At 62.9% G+C, this 18,996-nt stretch carries 18 protein-coding genes; all 18 read left to right on the forward strand.

Going from position 1 to position 18,996, the window contains the following annotated elements:
- Nucleotides 1-17: 17 nt before the first annotated feature.
- The 18 genes from flgA to flgK all read left to right on the forward strand — a co-directional run bounded on the left by flgA (nucleotide 18) and on the right by flgK (nucleotide 18,994).
- Nucleotides 18-527, forward strand: coding sequence for a flagellar basal body P-ring formation chaperone FlgA (flgA, locus tag SINAR_RS0112880; protein WP_027999478.1), 510 nt, complete (start codon nucleotides 18-20; stop codon nucleotides 525-527).
- A complete protein-coding gene (locus SINAR_RS0112885; protein WP_027999479.1) occupies nucleotides 524-1,639 on the forward strand; it encodes a flagellar basal body P-ring protein FlgI in 1,116 nt (371 codons plus the stop codon). The genes flgA and SINAR_RS0112885 overlap by 4 nt, the downstream gene beginning before the upstream one ends.
- Nucleotides 1,636-2,175 (forward strand): MotE family protein, encoded by a 540-nt coding sequence (locus SINAR_RS0112890; protein ID WP_027999480.1) that lies wholly within the window; start codon nucleotides 1,636-1,638, stop codon nucleotides 2,173-2,175. The genes SINAR_RS0112885 and SINAR_RS0112890 overlap by 4 nt, the downstream gene beginning before the upstream one ends.
- Entirely contained in the window at nucleotides 2,172-2,882 is a 711-nt protein-coding gene (gene flgH / locus SINAR_RS0112895) for a flagellar basal body L-ring protein FlgH (protein ID WP_027999481.1), read from the forward strand. The genes SINAR_RS0112890 and flgH overlap by 4 nt, the downstream gene beginning before the upstream one ends.
- Before the next feature lie 16 nt (nucleotides 2,883-2,898).
- Nucleotides 2,899-3,390, forward strand: a complete 492-nt coding sequence (locus SINAR_RS0112900) for a flagellar basal body-associated FliL family protein (RefSeq protein ID WP_027999482.1) — start codon at nucleotides 2,899-2,901, stop codon at nucleotides 3,388-3,390.
- A 7-nt stretch (nucleotides 3,391-3,397) separates the two neighbouring features.
- Nucleotides 3,398-4,135: a flagellar type III secretion system pore protein FliP gene (gene fliP / locus SINAR_RS0112905; protein ID WP_027999483.1), complete on the forward strand. Its 738-nt coding sequence runs from the start codon at nucleotides 3,398-3,400 to the stop codon at nucleotides 4,133-4,135.
- A gap of 282 nt (nucleotides 4,136-4,417) precedes the next feature.
- Nucleotides 4,418-5,605, forward strand: coding sequence for a flagellin N-terminal helical domain-containing protein (locus tag SINAR_RS0112910; protein ID WP_027999484.1), 1,188 nt, complete (start codon nucleotides 4,418-4,420; stop codon nucleotides 5,603-5,605).
- A gap of 338 nt (nucleotides 5,606-5,943) precedes the next feature.
- Complete coding sequence (locus SINAR_RS0112915; RefSeq protein ID WP_027999485.1) at nucleotides 5,944-7,131, forward strand: flagellin N-terminal helical domain-containing protein; 1,188 nt, start codon at nucleotides 5,944-5,946, stop codon at nucleotides 7,129-7,131.
- Between the two features lie 263 nt (nucleotides 7,132-7,394).
- A complete protein-coding gene (locus SINAR_RS0112920; RefSeq protein WP_027999486.1) occupies nucleotides 7,395-8,582 on the forward strand; it encodes a flagellin N-terminal helical domain-containing protein in 1,188 nt (395 codons plus the stop codon).
- A gap of 301 nt (nucleotides 8,583-8,883) precedes the next feature.
- Nucleotides 8,884-9,849 carry a flagellin N-terminal helical domain-containing protein gene (locus SINAR_RS0112925; protein ID WP_027999487.1) on the forward strand — a complete coding sequence of 322 codons (966 nt, stop codon included), beginning with the start codon at nucleotides 8,884-8,886 and terminating at the stop codon, nucleotides 9,847-9,849.
- Between the two features lie 352 nt (nucleotides 9,850-10,201).
- Nucleotides 10,202-10,849, forward strand: coding sequence for a hypothetical protein (locus SINAR_RS0112930; protein ID WP_027999488.1), 648 nt, complete (start codon nucleotides 10,202-10,204; stop codon nucleotides 10,847-10,849).
- The gene (locus SINAR_RS0112935; protein WP_027999489.1) at nucleotides 10,846-12,009 is read left to right on the forward strand and encodes a flagellar motor protein MotB; all 1,164 of its coding nucleotides are present in this window, start codon (nucleotides 10,846-10,848) and stop codon (nucleotides 12,007-12,009) included. The genes SINAR_RS0112930 and SINAR_RS0112935 overlap by 4 nt, the downstream gene beginning before the upstream one ends.
- A gap of 4 nt (nucleotides 12,010-12,013) precedes the next feature.
- A complete protein-coding gene (gene motC / locus SINAR_RS0112940; protein WP_027999490.1) occupies nucleotides 12,014-13,336 on the forward strand; it encodes a chemotaxis protein MotC in 1,323 nt (440 codons plus the stop codon).
- Nucleotides 13,333-14,748, forward strand: coding sequence for a flagellar hook-length control protein FliK (gene fliK, locus SINAR_RS0112945; protein ID WP_027999491.1), 1,416 nt, complete (start codon nucleotides 13,333-13,335; stop codon nucleotides 14,746-14,748). Before motC ends, fliK begins: the two co-directional genes overlap by 4 nt.
- Nucleotides 14,699-15,250 carry a transglycosylase SLT domain-containing protein gene (locus SINAR_RS0112950; RefSeq protein WP_027999492.1) on the forward strand — a complete coding sequence of 184 codons (552 nt, stop codon included), beginning with the start codon at nucleotides 14,699-14,701 and terminating at the stop codon, nucleotides 15,248-15,250. The genes fliK and SINAR_RS0112950 overlap by 50 nt, the downstream gene beginning before the upstream one ends.
- Before the next feature lie 271 nt (nucleotides 15,251-15,521).
- On the forward strand, nucleotides 15,522-16,193 hold the full coding sequence (gene rem / locus SINAR_RS0112955) for a transcriptional activator Rem (RefSeq protein ID WP_027999493.1): 672 nt from the start codon (nucleotides 15,522-15,524) through the stop codon (nucleotides 16,191-16,193).
- A 90-nt stretch (nucleotides 16,194-16,283) separates the two neighbouring features.
- Nucleotides 16,284-17,492 (forward strand): flagellar hook protein FlgE, encoded by a 1,209-nt coding sequence (locus SINAR_RS0112960; RefSeq protein WP_027999494.1) that lies wholly within the window; start codon nucleotides 16,284-16,286, stop codon nucleotides 17,490-17,492.
- 83 nt (nucleotides 17,493-17,575) lie between these two features.
- A complete protein-coding gene (gene flgK / locus SINAR_RS0112965; protein WP_027999495.1) occupies nucleotides 17,576-18,994 on the forward strand; it encodes a flagellar hook-associated protein FlgK in 1,419 nt (472 codons plus the stop codon).
- Nucleotides 18,995-18,996 lie beyond the last annotated feature (2 nt).

An 18,996-nucleotide genomic window follows, 5' to 3' on the forward strand; every position in this document is an offset into this window, starting at 1 on the left:
AGGAAGAGGAGGCAAACATGATGTTTCGCCGATCCGCCGGAGTAAAAGCAATCGCAAGCGGCTTCGCGCAGCCGGCGCGGGCCGTCCTGTTTGCCGCAATGGCAGTCTGCCTGCTATCGCCGGCAGCCGCCGTTGCGGAGCCGCCGACGGCCGTCATTCCGAAGCAGACGATCTATCCCGGCGAAACGCTCGATGCGAGCATGCTTGAGGTGGTCGACGTGACCAACCCGGACCTGCGCGACGGCTATGTGCGCTCCCTCGACGAGGCTGACGGCATGGTCACCAAGCGGACCCTTCTTCCGGGGCGGGTCATCCTGGCCTCGGCGCTGCGCCAGCAATATGCGGTCGAGCGTGGCTCCACGGTCCGCCTCGTCTTCAACAATGGCGGTCTGTCGATAACGGCCGCCGGCTCGCCGCTGCAGGACGCCGCCGTCGGCGATCTGATCCGCGTGCGCAACGTCGATACCGGCGTGATCGTCTCCGGGACGGTGATGGCGGACAGCACGATCCATGTGGTGGCGAAATGAAGACCGATGCATGCAAATGGCTGCTGACCCTTGCGGTGGCCTTCGCCGCGACGTTGACCTCCGCCTATGCGGCCTCGAGGATCAAGGATGTCGCATCCCTGCAGTCGGGCAGGGACAACCAGCTCATCGGGTACGGGCTGGTTGTCGGTCTGCAGGGCACCGGTGACAGCCTGCGCTCCTCTCCCTTCACGGATCAGTCGATCCGCGCCATGCTGCAGAATCTCGGCATTTCGACACAGGGCGGCGACTCGCGCACGCGCAACGTGGCAGCGGTGCTCGTCACCGCGACGCTGCCGCCCTTCGCGAGCCCCGGCAGCCGGCTCGACGTGACCGTCGGTTCGCTGGGCGACGCGACGTCGCTGCGCGGCGGGACGCTCGTCATGACCTCGCTTTCGGGAGCCGACGGTCAGATCTACGCCGTGGCGCAGGGTTCGGTCGTCGTCAGCGGCTTCAATGCTCAGGGGGAGGCCGCCCAGTTGAGCCAGGGCGTGACCACGGCCGGACGCGTCCCGAACGGCGCCATCATCGAGCGGGAACTGCCGTCCAAGTTCAAGGACGGCTTCAACCTCGTGCTGCAGCTGCGCAATCCGGACTTCTCGACCGCCGTCGGCATGGCTGCGGCGATCAACAAATACGCCGCCGCTCACTTCGGGGGCCGCATCGCGGAAGCTCTGGACTCGCAGTCGGTGCTCGTCCAGAAGCCGAAGATGGCGGATCTCGCGCGGTTGATGGCGGACGTGGAGAACCTTGTGATCGAGACCGACGCACCGGCCCGGGTCGTCATAAACGAGCGCACCGGCACGATCGTCATCGGCCAGGACGTGCGCGTCGCCGAAGTGGCCGTCAGCTACGGCACGCTGACGGTACAGGTCAGCGAGACGCCGACGATCGTCCAGCCGGAGCCGTTCTCGCGCGGCCAGACGGCTTACGAGCCCAACACCACGATCGAAGCGCAGGCCGACGGCGGCACGGTCGCCATCCTCAACGGCTCGAGCCTGCGTTCGCTCGTCGCGGGTCTGAATAGCATAGGCGTCAAGCCGGACGGGATCATCGCGATCCTCCAGAGCATCAAATCGGCGGGAGCCCTTCAGGCGGAGCTTGTTCTGCAATGACCGAAAACTTCGATCATCTTTTCGGCAGAGCGCGCCGCGCCCTCCTGGGCTCAGTCGCCGCCGCGCTCGTGCTTTCGATGCCCGGCGCTTTCGCCCAGGACGTCACGGCGCCGTCGGCCGGCGATACCGCGGCGAGCGAGATCGAGAAGTTCTGCACCAATATCGCCGACGCGGCGCGCGACCAGCGCTACCTCCTGCAGCGCCAGGACCTGGAGAAGCTGAGGGCGAATGTAGACGAGCGGATCGCGACGCTGGAGACACGCCGGGCGGAATATGAGGACTGGCTGAAACGGCGCAACGACTTCCTCAAGCAGGCGGAGCTTGGCCTTGTCGACATCTACAAGGCGATGAAGCCGGATGCCGCTGCCGGCAAGCTCGAGATGGTGCGCCCGGAGATCGCGGCAGCAATCGTCATGCGCCTGCCGCCGCGCCAGTCGTCGCTGATCCTGAGCGAAATGACCGACGAAAAGGCGGCGGTGCTGACCAACATCATTTCGAGCGCGAGCGATGCAAATACCTCCAAGGAGCCATCATGAGAACGCGCATCACGGCCCTGTTGGCCGCAGGGTTCCTGGCGGGTTGCCAGAATCAGGCCCTCAACGAGATCGGGCGGGCGCCGGCCATGAGCCCGATCGGCAGCGGCCTGCAATATACGCAGACGCCGCAGCTCGCCATGTATCCGAAGCAGCCGCGCCACGTGACGAACGGATACTCGCTGTGGAACGATCAGCAAGCGGCCCTCTTCAAGGACGCCCGCGCGATCGACATCGGCGACATATTGACGGTCGACATACGCATCGACGACAAGGCCTCCTTCGAAAACGAGACGGATCGCAGCCGCAAGAATTCGAGCGGCTTCAATCTCGGCGCCAGCGGGCAATCCCAGACGAGCGACTTCGCCTGGTCGGGCGATCTGGAATACGGCTCGAACACGAAAACCGAAGGTGACGGCAAGACCAAGCGCTCGGAGAAGCTCAGGCTGCTCGTCGCCGCGGTCGTGACCGGCGTTCTCGAAAACGGCAACCTCCTCATCAGCGGTTCGCAGGAAGTACGCGTCAACCACGAGCTGCGCATCCTCAATGTCGCCGGTATCGTCCGCCCGCGCGATGTGGATGCCGACAACGTCATTTCCTACGACCGCATCGCCGAGGCGCGCATCTCCTATGGCGGCCGCGGCCGCCTGACGGAGGTTCAGCAGCCGCCATGGGGCCAGCAGCTCGTCGATCTCGTCTCGCCCCTCTGATCGGCCGGAACGCACAATGGAAGAAATCGAGAGCAAAGAAACGAAATCCCCCTCGCTGGTGATGACCATTGCCGCCGTGGCGGTGCTGACGCTCGTCGCCGCCGGCGGCGGCTGGCTCGCCGGCATGCTCCTGGCGCCGCCGCCTGACGAGGCGGCGAAGGCTTTGGTCGAGCTTCCGGCGAACGCGACCGGCGAGGAGGGCATACCGAAGATCGCCGCAGCGGCAAGCGGCATCGTGCAGCTCGATCCGATCACGACGAACCTCGCCTATCCGACCGAAAACTGGGTTCGCCTCGAGGTCGCGCTTCAGTTCAATGGCGCTCCCGACGTTGCGCTGGCGGAGACGATACACCAGGACATCGCAGCCTACCTCAAGACCGTGTCGCTGCAGCAGATTCAAGGACCGCGCGGCTTCCAATATCTCCGGGATGACATCCAGGAGCGGGTTGACCTGCGCTCCGAGGGCCGCGTAACGAATGTGATGTTCCGCACCTTCGTCATCCAATGATTCGCTGATGCTCCGGTTTGCCACCTTTATAATCGCCATGACGGCGATGTCGGGAATTGCCGGGGCTCAGACCTTCCCCGCCGATATCCTGAATACGCCGGTCGACGGCTCCGTCGCCTCGTGGATCATCCGCACCTTCGGCCTCCTGACCGTCCTTTCTGTCGCTCCGGGCATCCTGATCATGGTGACGAGCTTCCCGCGCTTCGTCATCGCCTTCGCGATCCTGCGCTCGGGCATGGGACTGGCGACGACGCCCTCCAACATGATCATGGTGTCGCTGGCGCTCTTCATGACCTTCTATGTCATGGCGCCCACGTTCGATCGCGCCTGGCGCGACGGCATCGACCCGCTCCTGAAGAACGAGATTTCCGAGACGGATGCGATGCAGCGCATGTCGGAGCCTTTCCGCGAATTCATGCTGGCCAATACCCGCGACAAGGACCTGCAGCTCTTCATCGACATTGCCCAGGAGAAGGGACAGACCGTCGTCGTCGACGAGAAGGTGGACCTGCGCGCCGTCGTGCCGGCCTTCATGATTTCGGAAATCCGCCGCGGCTTCGAAATCGGCTTCTTGATCATGCTGCCCTTCCTCGTGATCGACCTCATCGTCGCGACGATCACCATGGCGATGGGCATGATGATGCTTCCGCCGACCGCGATTTCACTGCCCTTCAAGATCCTGTTCTTCGTGCTGATCGACGGCTGGAACCTGCTCGTCGGCAGCCTCGTGCGCTCGTTTATCTGACGAGCGCACGAAGCGCTCGCCCTCGGGGTCCGCGCCGGACAAGATTCCGTTAAGCATAGGATTTCACAGGAGATTAACCACAGCTGCGCCGGGACCTGGAACGCCCTTCTCCGGTTAAACACTTGGCAATGAATGGCTGCGAATTTCGTCCTCACACGACGGGTTTGGTGTCCATCACGAGTTGAGCGGAGCCGAGTGGCATGATGCCGGACCGTCGTGACCGGTAACGATTTCTCAGTCCGGTATGTCCCCCCAATCAGTATTTCGTAGGGACAAACGAATATGACAAGCATTCTCACCAACAACTCCGCAATGGCCGCGCTGCAGACGCTGCGCTCGATCTCTTCCAACATGGAAGACACGCAGAGCCGCATCTCCTCCGGTCTGCGCGTCGGTTCGGCCGCCGATAACGCCGCCTACTGGTCGATCGCGACGACCATGCGCTCCGACAATCAGGCTCTTTCCGCCGTTCAGGACGCCCTCGGCCTCGGTGCCGCCAAGGTCGACACCGCTTACTCCGGTATGGAATCGGCCATCGAAGTCGTTAAGGAAATCAAGGCCAAGCTCGTCGCCGCGACTGAAGACGGTGTCGACAAGGCCAAAATCCAGGAAGAAATCACCCAGCTCAAGGACCAGCTGACGAGCATTGCCGACGCAGCCTCCTTCTCCGGCGAGAACTGGCTGCAGGCGGACCTCAGCGGCGGTGCAGTGACCAAGAGCGTGGTCGGCTCGTTCGTCCGCGACGCAAGCGGCGCCGTCTCGGTCAAGAAGGTCGACTACAGCCTCAATGCCAACACGGTTCTCTTCGACACGGTCGGCGACACCGGCATCCTGGACAAGGTTTACAACGTTTCGCAGGCAAGCGTCACGCTGACGATCAACACCAATGGCGTCGAAGCGAAGCACACGGTTGCTGCCTATTCGCTGGAATCTCTCACCGAAGCCGGTGCGGAATTCCAGGGCAACTACGCCCTTCAGGGCGGTAACAGCTACGTCAAGGTCGAGAACGTCTGGGTTCGCGCCGAGACCGCTGCAGCCGGCGCCACGGGTCAGGAAATTGCTGCAACCACGACTGCGGCCGGCACGATCACTGCTGACAGCTGGGTCGTCGACGTCGATAACGCTCCTGCCGCCAACGTTTCGGCCGGTCAGTCGGTCGCAAACATCAACATCGTCGGCATGGGTGCGGCCGCCCTCGACGCCCTGATCAGCGGTGTCGATGCTGCGCTGAAGGACATGACCAGCGCGGCCGCTTCGCTCGGCTCCATCTCCTCGCGCATCGACCTGCAGAGCGAATTCGTCAACAAGCTCTCGGACTCGATCGACTCGGGCGTCGGCCGTCTCGTCGATGCGGACATGAACGAAGAATCGACCCGCCTGAAGGCCCTGCAGACTCAGCAGCAGCTCGCCATCCAGGCTTTGTCGATCGCCAACTCCGACTCGCAGAACGTCCTTTCGCTCTTCCGCTAAAAGACGTGCAGTGCGGATGCAGGCTCCTTGTGCCTGCATCTGGCTCCTTCGAACCGCGCCCAGAAAACGGGGCGCGGTTTTTTGCTTTCTAGGTAAGTTGTCGGCACTTCACCTTTTCTTAAGCATACTATGGCACGCGCGTGCGCGCAAAGGTTGAAATACTTCGTCGAAATTCTTGTGCTCTTAGGGGTTCTTTAACCAAGCCGAGATTATCTAAGCCCATCGAAAGAACGGGCTAACTGCAGGAATAACAGCTGGTTAGCAAGCATGACGTTGACCGACTTTCGCCGGTGGAACCGGAATGTCCCTTCTCATCAGCCATCAAGGGGCACTAAACCATGACGAGCATTCTCACCAACATCGCGGCTATGGCCGCTCTCCAGACCCTTCGTACAATCGGCTCCAACATGGAAGAGACGCAGGCGCATGTCTCCTCCGGTCTGCGCGTTGGCCAGGCCGCCGACAACGCCGCCTACTGGTCGATCGCGACGACCATGCGCTCCGACAACATGGCGCTTTCCGCCGTTCAGGACGCCCTCGGCCTCGGTGCCGCCAAGGTCGACACCGCTTACTCCGGTATGGAATCGGCCATCGAAGTCGTTAAGGAAATCAAGAAAAAGCTCGTCGCCGCGACTGAAGACGGCGTCGACAAGGCCAAGATCCAGGAAGAAATCGATCAGCTCAAGGACCAGCTGACGAGCATTGCCGACGCAGCCTCCTTCTCCGGCGAGAACTGGCTGCAGGCGGACCTCAGCGGCGGTGCCGTGATCAAGAGCGTTGTCGGCTCGTTCGTCCGCGACGCAAGCGGCGCCGTCTCGGTCAAGAAGGTCGACTACAGCCTCAACGCCAACTCGGTCCTCTTCGACACGGTCGGCGACACCGGCATCCTGGACAAGGTTTACAACGTTTCGCAGGCAAGCGTCACGCTGACGATCAACACCAATGGCGTCGAAGCGAAGCACACGGTTGCTGCCTATTCGCTGGAATCTCTCACCGAAGCCGGTGCGGAATTCCAGGGCAACTACGCCCTTCAGGGCGGTAACAGCTACGTCAAGGTCGAGAACGTCTGGGTTCGCGCTGAGACCGCTGCAGCCGGCGCCACGGGTCAAGAGCTTGCCGCGACAACGACCGCAGCCGGCACGATCACTGCTGACAGCTGGGTCGTCGACGTCGATAACGCTCCTGCCGCCAACGTTTCGGCCGGTCAGTCCGTTGCCGGGATCAACATCGTCGGCATGGGTGGAGCCGCCCTCGACGCCCTGATCAGCGGTGTCGATGCTGCGCTGACGGACATGACCAGCGCTGCCGCCGACCTCGGCTCGATCGCCATGCGCATCGACCTGCAGAGCGATTTCGTCAACAAGCTCTCGGACTCGATCGACTCGGGCGTCGGCCGTCTCGTCGATGCGGACATGAACGAAGAATCGACCCGCCTGAAGGCCCTGCAGACTCAGCAGCAGCTCGCCATTCAGTCGCTGTCGATTGCGAACTCGGCTTCGGAAAACGTTCTTACGCTCTTCCGCTAATATCTCCGAAAAGGGGTCGCGAACGGAGCGACCGCCACCCTGACCGAACTTACAGAGGGCCACGCTCGTCGAGCGTGGCCCTCTGTTGTTTTAGCTGGGCAAGCATCGTTTAACCTTTGTTAACTATAGCAGCGCTAAGTGGGGCTCAACGCAACGAACGGTTAACCAAGACGAAGAAGCGGTTAACGGCATGATGCCTCGCGTTCGATTCCCCGTGGCAGCCGGGATGTCCCTTTCCAACTAGCCATTCAAAGGGGCCCATAATGACCAGCATTCTCACCAATATTGCAGCGATGGCTGCACTGCAGACCCTGCGCGGTATCGATTCCAACATGGAGGAGACGCAGGCTCGCGTGTCGTCGGGCCTCCGCGTCGGCACCGCTTCGGATAACGCTGCCTATTGGTCGATCGCCACCACGATGCGATCGGACAACATGGCGCTTTCCGCTGTTCAGGATGCCCTGGGCCTCGGTGCGGCCAAAATCGACACGGCTTATGCCGGGATGGAGAATGCCGTCGAGGTCGTGAAGGAAATTCGTGCCAAGCTCGTTGCCGCGACCGAAGACGGTGTCGACAAGGCCAAGATTCAGGAAGAGATCGAGCAGCTCAAGGAGCAGCTGAAGAGCATTGCTACGGCGGCTTCCTTCAGCGGCGAGAATTGGCTCCAGGCGGATCTGACGGCGCCCGTCACCAAGAGCGTCGTCGGCTCTTTCGTTCGCGATTCCTCAGGGGTCGTCTCGGTGAAGACGATCGATTACGTCCTGGACGGAAAATCGGTGCTGTTCGATACGGTCGGCAATGGCGGAATTCTCGACAAGATCTATGACGTTTCACAGGCGAGCGTGACGCTGTCGATCAACACGGGCGGTGTTGTTTCCGAGCACACCGTTGCCGCCTACACTGTGGACGAACTCATCTCGGCCGGGGCGGTCTTTCAGGGCAACTACGCCCTCGCAGGCGGCGTGAGCTATGTTCAGGCGGAAGGCGTCTGGGTTGCCGCGGTAGCTTCGTCGGCTGTGCCCGGCCAGGAAATCGCTGCGGTGACGACCGCCGCAGCGCCGATTACCGCCGATTCCTGGATTGTCGACACAGCTGCGGCCCCGGCTGTCAGTGTCGCCGCACCCGCTTCCGTCGAGAATATCGACATCACCGACGCCACGCAGGCCGCAAATCTCGCCGCGCTGATCAGGGGTGTCGATGAAGCGCTCGAGGATCTGATTAGCGCCACTTCGGCGCTTGGTTCGATCTCCATGCGCATCGGCATGCAGGAAGAGTTCGTATCGAAGCTCACCGACTCGATCGACTCGGGCATCGGCCGCCTTGTCGATGCCGACATGAACGAGGAGTCCACCAGGCTCAAGGCGCTGCAGACGCAACAACAGCTCGCCATTCAGTCGCTGTCGATCGCAAACACCAATTCGGAAAACATCCTCCAGCTCTTCCGTCAGTAAGCGGCGCCCCGGCTAGGGGGCGGCTTCGTCCCGCTCTGAAGGAGAAACATCCGCGGTTCCCGAAAGGGCGCCGCGGATTTTCGTTTGGTGCGGATCTTGCGCCAAACTTGCCGGTTTAACGAATTCTTCATCTCTGTTACCGGCGCAGTACCGCCGTTAACTTTTTCTTAACTATTTCCGTTAATGGTTCTTTAAGAACGGCGGTCTGTCACCCAGGGCAAAATGGTGCCAGCGCGCATGACGCCCCACCGTCGTTGCCGGCTTACGGCATGATCCGACTTCCCAATCAGGGTGACAACCAATGACCAGCATCATGACCAACCCCGCCGCAATGGCGGCGTTGCAGACATTGCGCGCAATCAATCACAATCTGGAGACCACCCAGGGCCGCATCTCTTCGGGCTTCCGGGTGGAAACTGCGGCCGACAATGCCGCATACTGGTCCATCGCAACCACGATGCGGTCGGACAATGCCGCGCTGTCGACGGTCCACGACGCCTTGGGCCTCGGCGCCGCCAAGGTCGACACGTTCTATTCGGCGATGGATACGGTCATCGACGTGATGACCGAGATCAAGGCCAAGCTGGTCGCGGCAAGCGAACCCGGCGTCGACAAGGACAAGATCAACAAGGAGTTGACCGAGCTCAAGAGCCAGTTGATCTCGGCCGCTCAGTCCGCCTCCTTTTCCGGGGAGAACTGGCTCCATAACGGTGCGGCGGCAGCGCTGGGCACCAAATCGATCGTCGCCTCCTTCAACCGCAGCGCCGACGGCAGCGTTACGGTCTCGACGCTCAGTTACGACACCGCCAAATCTGTTTTGATCGACGTCGCGGACCCGGCGCGAGGTATGCTCACCAAGGCGGTCGACGCGGATGCACTTCACTCCGCGCCGGCCGGCACGGCGCGCAATTACTATCTCATCGACGCAGGCGCCGCACCCGCGGGAGCGACCGAAATCAAGATCGGCGATGCAACGACCGATGCGCAGCTGGGCGACATGATCAGCGTCGTCGACGAGCTCATCAGCCAGCTGACCGACTCGGCCGCAACGCTCGGGGCGATCACCAGCCGCATCGAAATGCAGGAAAGCTTCGTCGCCAATCTGATGGATGTGATCGACAAGGGCGTCGGCCGGCTCGTCGATGCCGACATGAACGAGGAGTCGACCCGGCTGAAGGCCCTGCAGACTCAGCAGCAGCTCGGCATCCAGTCGCTGTCGATCGCGAACACCACCTCCGAGAACATTCTCCGCCTGTTCCAGGAGTAGGGCATCGCTTTCCGCCGTGCCGCCGGTCATCGGCATCGGGGGAAAATGGTTGGACCGCGCTATTGCCCTGGCGCGGTCCAACACCTTCGCACAAGTTTGACCGGATAGCCTTCCTTCGCAGTCCTGTTGGAGATTGCCGGCCGGAACTCAGTCCGGCTGTCGCTTGCATCGCGCCTTCGCTTCGCGAGCCGCTGCACAATCGAGAATGCTGGTCCTGTCGCCGTCGCGGGCGGCCGGACCGAAGGAGACGGTCAGACGTGTCGGGCTCTACAGATTTCCGCGCCATGAGAGAGCCTTCGCAGGTGCGGCAGGCAGCATCGGCCTTCGCCGGGCCGAACCGGGAGGCGTGCCGATGAGCGCGTCGCTTTCCCGCTATCTCAAGGACTTCAGCCCGCCGAAGGTCGAACTCACGCGGATGCCGCCGAGATATTTTCCGGAGGTCGATACGGATCATGCGGAAACCAAAGCCGGCGCGAGGCCGGCCATGCCCGAGATCGATATCGACGCCGAGCGCCGCGAAGCCTTTGCGCAGGGCCGTGCTGAAGCCAGCGCCGAACTCTCTCTCGAGCATCGGAAGGCGATCGCCGATCTCGAGGTGCGCCATGCGGAGGAGATTGCGTCCCTGACACGGCGCCTGGAGGAACAGGCTGCCGGCAGGATCGCCGCCGGCTTCGGCGAAATGGCGGATCGGCTCGCGCTGGCGCTCGGCGACCAGACGGCCCGCGTCCTCGCTCCGGTCATGGACGAGGCACTCGCCAAGCGCGCGGTCGAGAACCTGGCCGGCATGGTCCGGCACGGCCTCGCTGCCGGTGAAGGGCTCACGATAACGGTGCGGGGACCGCTTGCGCTTTTCGAAGCGCTAAAAGCGCTCTTGCCTGAAACGACTGCGTTCCGCCACGCTGAAAGCGGCGATGTCGACCTGACCGTCGAAATGGGCGAGGCGATACTGGTGACGCGCATGGCCGCGTGGTCCGATACTGTTCGCAAGGTTCTGGCATGAGCGACGACAGCCATCACAACGGCAAGAACGAAATCATCATCGTCCGGCGTTCGGGTGATGGCCATGCCGGCCATCACGGCGGCGGGTGGAAGATCGCCTATGCCGACTTCATGACGGCAATGATGGCCTTCTTCCTCGTCATGTGGCTGATCAACGCCGCGAACGAGGAGACCAAGGCGGCCATCGCGGCCTATTTCAATCCGGTGCAGCTGACCGACCAAAAACCGGCGGAGAAGGGCCTCAAGGACCCGGCCAAGGATGCGCAGGGCGAAAAGACCCAGCAGCGTTCCAAGGTCGACGGCGAACAGACGAAGTCGGGCGGTTCGGCCAAAACCGGCGATCAGCTGACGGCGACATCGGGCGAAGAGACCAAATATTCCGACGCCGACTTTTTCGAAAATCCCTACTCGGTCCTGTCCGAAATCGCCCGCGAAGCGGGTCACGAGGCGAATATCAGCGTCAAGGGTGACGGCGGCGCGGCCCAGTCCGGGCCTTCAACCGGCGCCGCCGGGGGCGAAGCCTATCGCGATCCCTTCGATCCGGATTTTTGGACCAAGCAGGTGGAGGTAAAGGATGCCGGCAACACCACCGACGTGGCGTCAGCGGCGAACGGAAGCGGGCCGAAAGCGGCCGGTCACGCAGGGCGCGCAAAGGCCGTGGATACACCCGACATCGAGGCTGACGCGGAAGACCGGCAGAAAGAAGCCGAAGCGCTGAAGGCCGAGATCGAAAAGGAACTCGGCGGCGAGGCCGGGCGGCTTCTCGAAAGCCTCGTGGTAACGCCGGCCGAGGGCGGCCTGCTGGTGACGATCAGCGAGCAGACGGATGCGCCGATGTTCGCGGTCGGCTCGGCGGTGCCGCAAAAGGAGCTGGTGCTCGCGATGGAGAAGATCGGCAGGCTGCTCGCCGAGCGCCCGGGCGCCGTGGCCGTTCGCGGTCATACCGACGGACGGCCGTTCAAGGATGGCACCTACGACAATTGGCGTCTTTCAGCGGCACGCGCCCAGAGCGCCTATTACATGCTGGTGCGCGGCGGTTTGGAGGAGGAGCGCGTGAAGCAGATCAGCGGCTTTGCCGACCGGCGGCTTCAGGTGCCGAACGACCCCTATGCGCCCGCCAACCGGCGGATCGAAATCCTGCTGCAATCGGGCCAGGGCTGAAGACATGCTAAAGCGGCTCGGCACCATTCTGTCGGCATCGGCGCTTGCCGTTCCCCTCGCGTTCGGTCCTGCCCGCGCGAACGGAACGGAAGAACTCGCACCCTACAAGATGATCAGATCGCTGCAATATGTGCAGGATTCGGTGGTGCTCGGCGACCATTCGGCGAGCGAGATGCAGCGCTTCATGCTCACCGCGATCGACGAGCGGCTGAGAGCCGCCGATCCCTCGGCGTTTCGCGATCCGCGCAACGTCGACGCGGCTCTCGTCTACGTCATGAGCGGCGGCAATCCCGCGACGCTCGACCTTCTGGCCGGCCGCGACATCGAGGGCAATTTCGATTCGCGGGTAACCGAAGCGCTCAGGCAATATCTGAACGGCAAAGGCCCTCTGATCATCGAAAGCCTCACCAAGGCTGCCCCGGAATACCGGAATTCACGCATCGGTCCGTATCTGTTCCTGATCCTCGGCAACGCCATGTCGCAGCAGGATCCGGTCGAGGCGATGAAGCATTACGATTGGGCGCGCCTGACGGCACCGGGGACCATCATCGAGGAGGCTGCCCTTCGCCGCTCGGTTTCGCTGGCGGCGCGAGCCGGCCTTCCGGAGAAGGGCTTTCGCTATGCGCTGAATTATGCGCGACGCTATCTCACGTCACCCTATGCGAGCCAGTTTGCCGACGTCTTCGTCGAGCTGGCGGTCGCCCATTTCGACGAGATGGCCGATGGGCGCGTCTCGGAGATACTCTCTTTCATGGACAGCGCGCGCCAGCGCGAGGTCTATCTGCGGGTGGCGCGCCGCGCGGCGATCGCCGGCAACCAGCCCCTGGCGCGCCTCGCGTCCAAGCGAGCCGAGGAGCTCGCGGGAGATGACGGCGCGAGATCGCAGGTGCTTGCGAGCTTCTATGAGGGGCTGGCTGCCGTACCATCCGCGGACGTCTTCTCGGCAACCGAGGCGCTTGATGCGATTCCCGAGGAAAAGCTGTCGCTGCGCGACCGCGCCCTGCGCGATGCGGCCAAGGCCGTTGCCGATGCGGTTGTCAGGCCACCATCGGCAGAAAGCCTGGCGCAAGCACCTGCGCCTATAGCGGAAAGACGACCGGCCGGGGAGCAAAGCGGGGTGGTTGCGGAGGAAAGCGGAAGCGGCATCAGCCCCTTCGGCGAGCCTGCCGAGGAGGCGCCCGACAAGCGTTCCGAGGACCCGTCCGACGCCGGAACGAACGAAACCGATGTTGCCGCTTCAGGCGACCCGGTTCTCGACGGCTTTCTTGCCAGCGGTCGTTCGAAGATCGAGGAGATCGATGCGCTGCTGAAGGGGGAGGGACTATGAGGCCTCTTGACGAAAGTTTGCGGGCGCCGGCCGCCGGCAGGCCGGGGCAGTCGCTGAGCGGCCGGGGTCGGCCGGAGGCCGAACCGGGCGCCTTTGGCGAGGCGATCGCCGATGCAGGCCGCCGCAAGGCGCAGGGGCAAGGCGGCCACACATCGGCGGGCGCAGCGCAACCGGACCCCGCCGCGAGCGGCGGTCGCGTATCGGCGGCGCCGGAGGCGGACGCCTTTGGCGGGGATGATCCGGCATCCATCGCGGATGCTGCATCGCCGGACACACGGCTCACGTCCGGGCGCGCGAATGCGGCGCGGGAACAAGCGGCGAAGCGGTTGCCGCAAACCCATCTCGACGGTACGCAGCATCTGTCGCGCGAACGCGAGAGTGACGGAACGGAAATCGGCGAGCCGACGGAGCGGGGGGCCGGCCGCTCGCGCGAGCCGGTACGGACCTCGACCGGTGCCGTGGATAAAACGCCGGATGTGGCGGTGACGGAGGGTGGCGAGAACGGCGCAGCAGCCGGCGGAACCGTCTCCGATCTCCTGTCGATGCTCACGGGCGCCGTGCCCGTGGCGGCTGCGGCTTCGCGGCGGGAAGGCGAGTCTAAGCCGGTCCCGGCAGTTCGCGGCGTGACGAAAGGTGTAGACGGCACATCGCCGGAAACGGCGAAAGATGAGCATAGGACGAACGGAGACGTGGCCGGCGGCGAGCCGGATCGGCTCTTCCGCTTCGCCCGTGCCGACGGCAAGGGGCAGGCCGTTTCCATGAGCATTTCGCCGGATGGCGAGCGGGCTAGGGTGGAGAACAGCCGATCGCCGGGCAAATCCACAGTGGAGACCGTGACCGTTCTGGAGGCGCGCCGATTTCTCGGGCTTGCGGTCAGCGATAACGCCACGTCGGTGACGACTGCGATCGCCGGCGATAGCGGATGGGCCGAGGCGCTTCAATCCGCCGCTGCGGCGGCGAAACCCGAAGCCTGGAGCCAGGCGGGCAAGACGCTCAACGTGCTGAAGATCCAGATGCACCCGATCGACCTCGGCGTCGTGACGGCGACGCTGAGGCTGAAGGAAGACGAGCTACAGGTCGATCTGAAGGTCGAAACCGGCGAGGCCTTCCGCCAGCTGCGCGACGATCAGAGCGAGATGGTGAAGGCCCTGCGGGCACAAGGGTTTGCGGTCGATCAGGTGAATATCGTCTTCAACGGCGGCGGCGATTCGGCAAATGGCAGCGGCGGACAGTCTCAGGCGCAGGCACAGCCCGGTCACGAGGGCCGTGAGCGGGCAGGGGAAGAGGGCGGCCAAGGGCGTCAGCCACGGGATGGCGGTCAGGCGGTGACGGAAAGGCGGGCGGGCAATGATGGAACGGACGATGTGCCTGGTGGTGGTGAGCGTTCTCGCACTGGCCACGTCTACATCTAGCGGCTTTGCGGCCGCAGGCGTCTGTGAGCGCGAGATCGCATCCGCCGCCTCCAAATACGGCGTCCCGACCGGGATTCTCTATTCCGTCGGATTGACCGAAACGGGCCGCAAAGGGTCCCTGCAGCCCTATGCCCTGAACATCGAAGGCAAAGCCTATTTCGGGGCTAGCGCCCAGGACGTTCTCGCGCGTTTCGGCGCGGCGCGTGCCGAGGGCGCCAAGCTCATCGATCTCGGCTGCATGCAGATCAACTACCACTTCCACGGGGAACATTTCAGTTCTCCGGAGGAGATGCTCGATCCGCGCAAGAATGTCGAATATGCGGCGCGCTTTCTGTCTGATTTGCGGACCAGGCACGAAAGCTGGACGATGGCCGTCGCCCGCTATCACGCCGGCCCCAACAACGACCCGGCACAGAAGAAATACGTCTGCCGTGTCATCGCAAACCTTGTCGCGACCGGTTATGGAAAGTGGACGCCGAACGCGCAGCAGTTCTGTCGTTGATCAACTCAAGATTGCACATTCTCAGCGAATGCCGGATTGTGGCGACAATGCGGACAGATTGTGATCGCAAGTGATTTTGTAATCCCGCGTTAACTTTTCAACATCATGTTAGTGGTAAGGTTAACCAGTACCTACTAGATATAGACCAAATCGGCACGTAATTCTTAATCAACTATTAAAATCACCCATTAACTTCCTCTAGTTGTCCGTGAATCCCCGGATTCGTACCTCTGTGTCAGTGAGGCACCCATACTGATTCGGAGGCGGGCGAATGATCGTGGTGGTTGATGATAGAGAGCTTGTAACGGAGGGCTACGCGTCCCTATTCGGCCGCGAAGGCATTCCCTCGACGGGCTTCGATCCAAGGGAGTTCGGCGAGTGGGTAAGCTCCGCCGCCGATTCCGACATCGACGCTGTCGAAGCCTTCCTGATCGGGCAGGGTGAGAGCACATTGAGCCTGCCGCGCGCGATCCGGGATCGCTCCCGGGCGCCGGTCATCGCCATGAGCGACACGCCGTCGCTGGAGAACACGCTTGCACTTTTCGACTGCGGCGTCGACGACGTGGTCCGAAAGCCGGTGCATCCGCGGGAAATCCTCGCACGTGTCGCAGCGATCCGCCGGCGTTTGACGGCCATCGCCAATTTCACGGATATCGGCCCGATCCGCGTTTTCGCCGACGGGCGCGATCCGGAGATCAATGGCGAAGTCTTCGCGCTTCCTCGCCGGGAGCGGCGCATCCTCGAATATCTCGTCGCCAATCGCGGCCGCCGGGTCTCCAAGGCGCAGATATTCAATGCGATCTACGGCATCTTCGACGAGGACGTCGAGGAGAATGTCGTCGAAAGCCACATCAGCAAGCTGCGCAAGAAACTGCGCAAGAAACTCGGCTTCGATCCGATCGATTCCAAGCGTTTCCTTGGCTACTGCATCGACTGGAATTGAGCGCCGAAGGGCACGGCGAGAACAGCTCAAGACAGGTTCACGCAAGGCCCGGCCTCTAGTGTCGCCGCAATAAGGAAATGAGGATCCGAAATGAGTCTCTACGGTACCATGAGAACGGGCGTTTCCGGCATGAACGCCCAGTCGAACCGGCTCAGCACAGTCGCCGAGAACATCGCGAACGCCAACACTACCGGCTACAAGCGCGCCTCCACGGAGTTCTCATCGATGATCCTGCCTTCGGGCAACGGATCCTATAATTCCGGCGGCGTACAGACGCAGGTGCGCTACAGCATCTCCCAGCAGGGCGCGACGACCTTCACCACCTCGGCGAGCGACCTCGCGATCGACGGCGGCGGATTCTTCATCGTCGAAGGCGCAAACGGCCAGGAATTCCTGACGCGCGCCGGCTCCTTCGTTCCGGACAGCCAAGGCAATCTGGTCAATGCCGCCGGCTTCACGCTGATGGGCTACGAATACCAGGCCGGCGTCGATCCGACGGTCGTCGTCAACGGTTTCGATGGGCTGACCCGGGTCAACCTGGCTTCGGACGGCCTCATTGCCGTGGGATCGACCAAGGGCTCGATGGGCGCCAACCTGCCGTCGGGCGCGGCGGTGGGCGATATCTCCACCACGTCGCTCGTGGTCTATGACAGCCAGGGCAACACCCGCATTCTGGACTTCAACTACGAGAAAACGGCGGATAATGCCTGGTCCGTGGAAGTGGTCGATCGGGCTTCTTCAACGGTCCTCGGGACACAGACGCTGAATTTCAATGCGGATGGATCCCTGACGGCCACTCCCGCCACGTTGACGACGACGGCGATGACGGCGCTTCCCGGCACCGGTGCGGACCTTTCGGCCCTGACCATCGACCTGACCAAGACCACCCAGCTCGGCTACGCCTTCAACGCCGACGGCGGCACGATCGACGGCAATGCGCCGAGCAAGGTTGCCGGCTACCAGATCGACTCCGACGGGATCGTCTATGTCAAATACGAGAACGGCAAGCTCGATCCGCGCTATCGCATCGCGCTCGCCAATGTCCAGAGTCCGGACAAGCTGAAGCCGGAATCCGGCAACGTCTATTCGCAGGGAGTCGACTCCGGTGTCATCATCACCGGTTTCGCCGGCTCGGGCGATTTCGGCGAAATCCTCTCCGGCGCGCTCGAAAGCTCGAATGTCGACATCGCCGAGGAACTGACGGCGATGATCGAGTCGCAGCGCAACTACACGGCCAACTCCAAGGTCTTCCAGACCGGTTCGGAGCTGCTCGAAGTTCTCGTCAATCTGAAGCGGTAATTCCAAATTCGAAACTACGCAGTTCCGGACTTAAGGCCCGTTACAGGCTCTTACCGGAGGTGCTCTGAGAAAACGGTACCGGCATGTCGCTGTCTTCTGCAATCGCCATCGCGCAATCCGCGTTCAGCACCACGGCGCATCAAACCGCCACGGTCTCGAAGAACATTGCCAATGCGGGCAATGCGGACTACTCGCGCCGCATGGCCATGCTCGGGACCACTCCCGGCGGTGCGCAGATCGTATCGATCTACCGGGCGCAGAACGAGGCGCTCCTCAAGCAGAACCTGATCAGCATCTCGCAGTCCTCCGCGCAGAGCAGCCTCCTGTCGGGGTTGGAGATCATGAAATCCGCGCTCGGCGGAAACGACTACGAATCGTCGCCGTCCACCTATCTCTCGGCCTTCCGCAACAGCCTGCAGACATTCGCGTCGACGCCGGGCAATGCGACGATCGCCGCCACGGTGGTGTCGGACGCATCGGACCTCGCCAACTCGATCAGCAGGACGTCGGCCGCCCTGCAGGATCTCCGCCGCGATACGGACAAGAAAATCGCCGAGGAAGTCGCCAATCTGAACGCGCTTCTCGCGCGCTTCGAGACGGCGAACAATGCGGTCAGGCAGGCGACGGCTGCGGGGACTGACACGACCGCTGCGCTCGACGACCGCGACAAGATCCTGAAGCAGATATCGGAACTGGTCGGAATTTCGACCGTGACGCGGGCGAACAACGACACCGTCATCTACACATCGGGCGGTACGGTTCTGTTCGAGACGCTTCCGAGGGAAGTCACCTTTGCGCCGAAGAGCGCTTACGATGCGACCGTCACCGGCAACGGCATATTCATCGACGGCGTGCCGCTCGCAGCAGGCAGCGGTGCCGATACCAGTGCCCGGGGCAAGCTCGCGGGCCTGCTTCAGCTGCGCGACGAAACCGCTCCGACCTTCCAGTCGCAGCTCGACGAGCTGGCCCGCGGCCTGGTCACCCTGTTCCAGGAAGGCGGATTGCCGGGACTCTTCACCTGGTCGGGCGGCACCGTGCCGGCCGCCGGCGCTGTCCAGCCGGGGATGGCCGCGACGCTTTCGGTCAACCCCGCGGCGAGGACCAATCCGTTCCTCCTGCGTGACGGCGGCTTCAACGGCGTCGTTTCGAACCCGGGCGGCAATGCCGGCTTCACGGACCTGCTCGACGGCTTCGTCACCGCGATGGACGGCGACATGCAGTTCGACGCCGCGGCCGGGCTCGACGGCACGAGCTCGATCATGGAGTTCGCCGCCTCGTCGATCGGCTGGTTCGAACAGATCCGCAGCGGCGCCTCCACCGCTGATGACAACAAGGCGGCGCTCCTGGCGCGCACGCAGGAGGCACTCGGCAGTGTGACCGGGGTGAGCATCGACGAGGAACTGTCGCTGCTTCTCGATCTGGAGCAGTCCTACAAGGCTTCGGCCAAGTTGATCAGCACCGTCGACGCCATGATGGCGTCGCTTCTGGAAGCCGTGAGGTAATC

Origin of the sequence: Sinorhizobium arboris LMG 14919, from assembly GCF_000427465.1 — a bacterium.
Lineage (GTDB): Bacteria > Pseudomonadota > Alphaproteobacteria > Rhizobiales > Rhizobiaceae > Sinorhizobium > Sinorhizobium arboris.

Bases quoted from the DNA above. Each gene is read 5' to 3' on its own strand.
- flgA (WP_027999478.1), top strand. From the start codon at position 18: ATGATGTTTCGCCGATCCGCCGGAGTAAAAGCAATCGCAAGCGGCTTC.
- SINAR_RS0112915 (WP_027999485.1), top strand. From the start codon at position 5,944: ATGACGAGCATTCTCACCAACATCGCGGCTATGGCCGCTCTCCAGACC.
- SINAR_RS0112925 (WP_027999487.1), top strand. From the start codon at position 8,884: ATGACCAGCATCATGACCAACCCCGCCGCAATGGCGGCGTTGCAGACA.
- SINAR_RS0112900 (WP_027999482.1), top strand. From the start codon at position 2,899: ATGGAAGAAATCGAGAGCAAAGAAACGAAATCCCCCTCGCTGGTGATG.
- fliK (WP_027999491.1), top strand. From the start codon at position 13,333: ATGAGGCCTCTTGACGAAAGTTTGCGGGCGCCGGCCGCCGGCAGGCCG.
- fliP (WP_027999483.1), top strand. From the start codon at position 3,398: ATGCTCCGGTTTGCCACCTTTATAATCGCCATGACGGCGATGTCGGGA.
- SINAR_RS0112935 (WP_027999489.1), top strand. From the start codon at position 10,846: ATGAGCGACGACAGCCATCACAACGGCAAGAACGAAATCATCATCGTC.
- SINAR_RS0112885 (WP_027999479.1), top strand. From the start codon at position 524: ATGAAGACCGATGCATGCAAATGGCTGCTGACCCTTGCGGTGGCCTTC.
- rem (WP_027999493.1), top strand. From the start codon at position 15,522: ATGATCGTGGTGGTTGATGATAGAGAGCTTGTAACGGAGGGCTACGCG.
- SINAR_RS0112920 (WP_027999486.1), top strand. From the start codon at position 7,395: ATGACCAGCATTCTCACCAATATTGCAGCGATGGCTGCACTGCAGACC.
- SINAR_RS0112950 (WP_027999492.1), top strand. From the start codon at position 14,699: ATGTGCCTGGTGGTGGTGAGCGTTCTCGCACTGGCCACGTCTACATCT.
- SINAR_RS0112910 (WP_027999484.1), top strand. From the start codon at position 4,418: ATGACAAGCATTCTCACCAACAACTCCGCAATGGCCGCGCTGCAGACG.
- SINAR_RS0112960 (WP_027999494.1), top strand. From the start codon at position 16,284: ATGAGTCTCTACGGTACCATGAGAACGGGCGTTTCCGGCATGAACGCC.
- SINAR_RS0112930 (WP_027999488.1), top strand. From the start codon at position 10,202: ATGAGCGCGTCGCTTTCCCGCTATCTCAAGGACTTCAGCCCGCCGAAG.
- SINAR_RS0112890 (WP_027999480.1), top strand. From the start codon at position 1,636: ATGACCGAAAACTTCGATCATCTTTTCGGCAGAGCGCGCCGCGCCCTC.
- flgK (WP_027999495.1), top strand. From the start codon at position 17,576: ATGTCGCTGTCTTCTGCAATCGCCATCGCGCAATCCGCGTTCAGCACC.
- flgH (WP_027999481.1), top strand. From the start codon at position 2,172: ATGAGAACGCGCATCACGGCCCTGTTGGCCGCAGGGTTCCTGGCGGGT.
- motC (WP_027999490.1), top strand. From the start codon at position 12,014: ATGCTAAAGCGGCTCGGCACCATTCTGTCGGCATCGGCGCTTGCCGTT.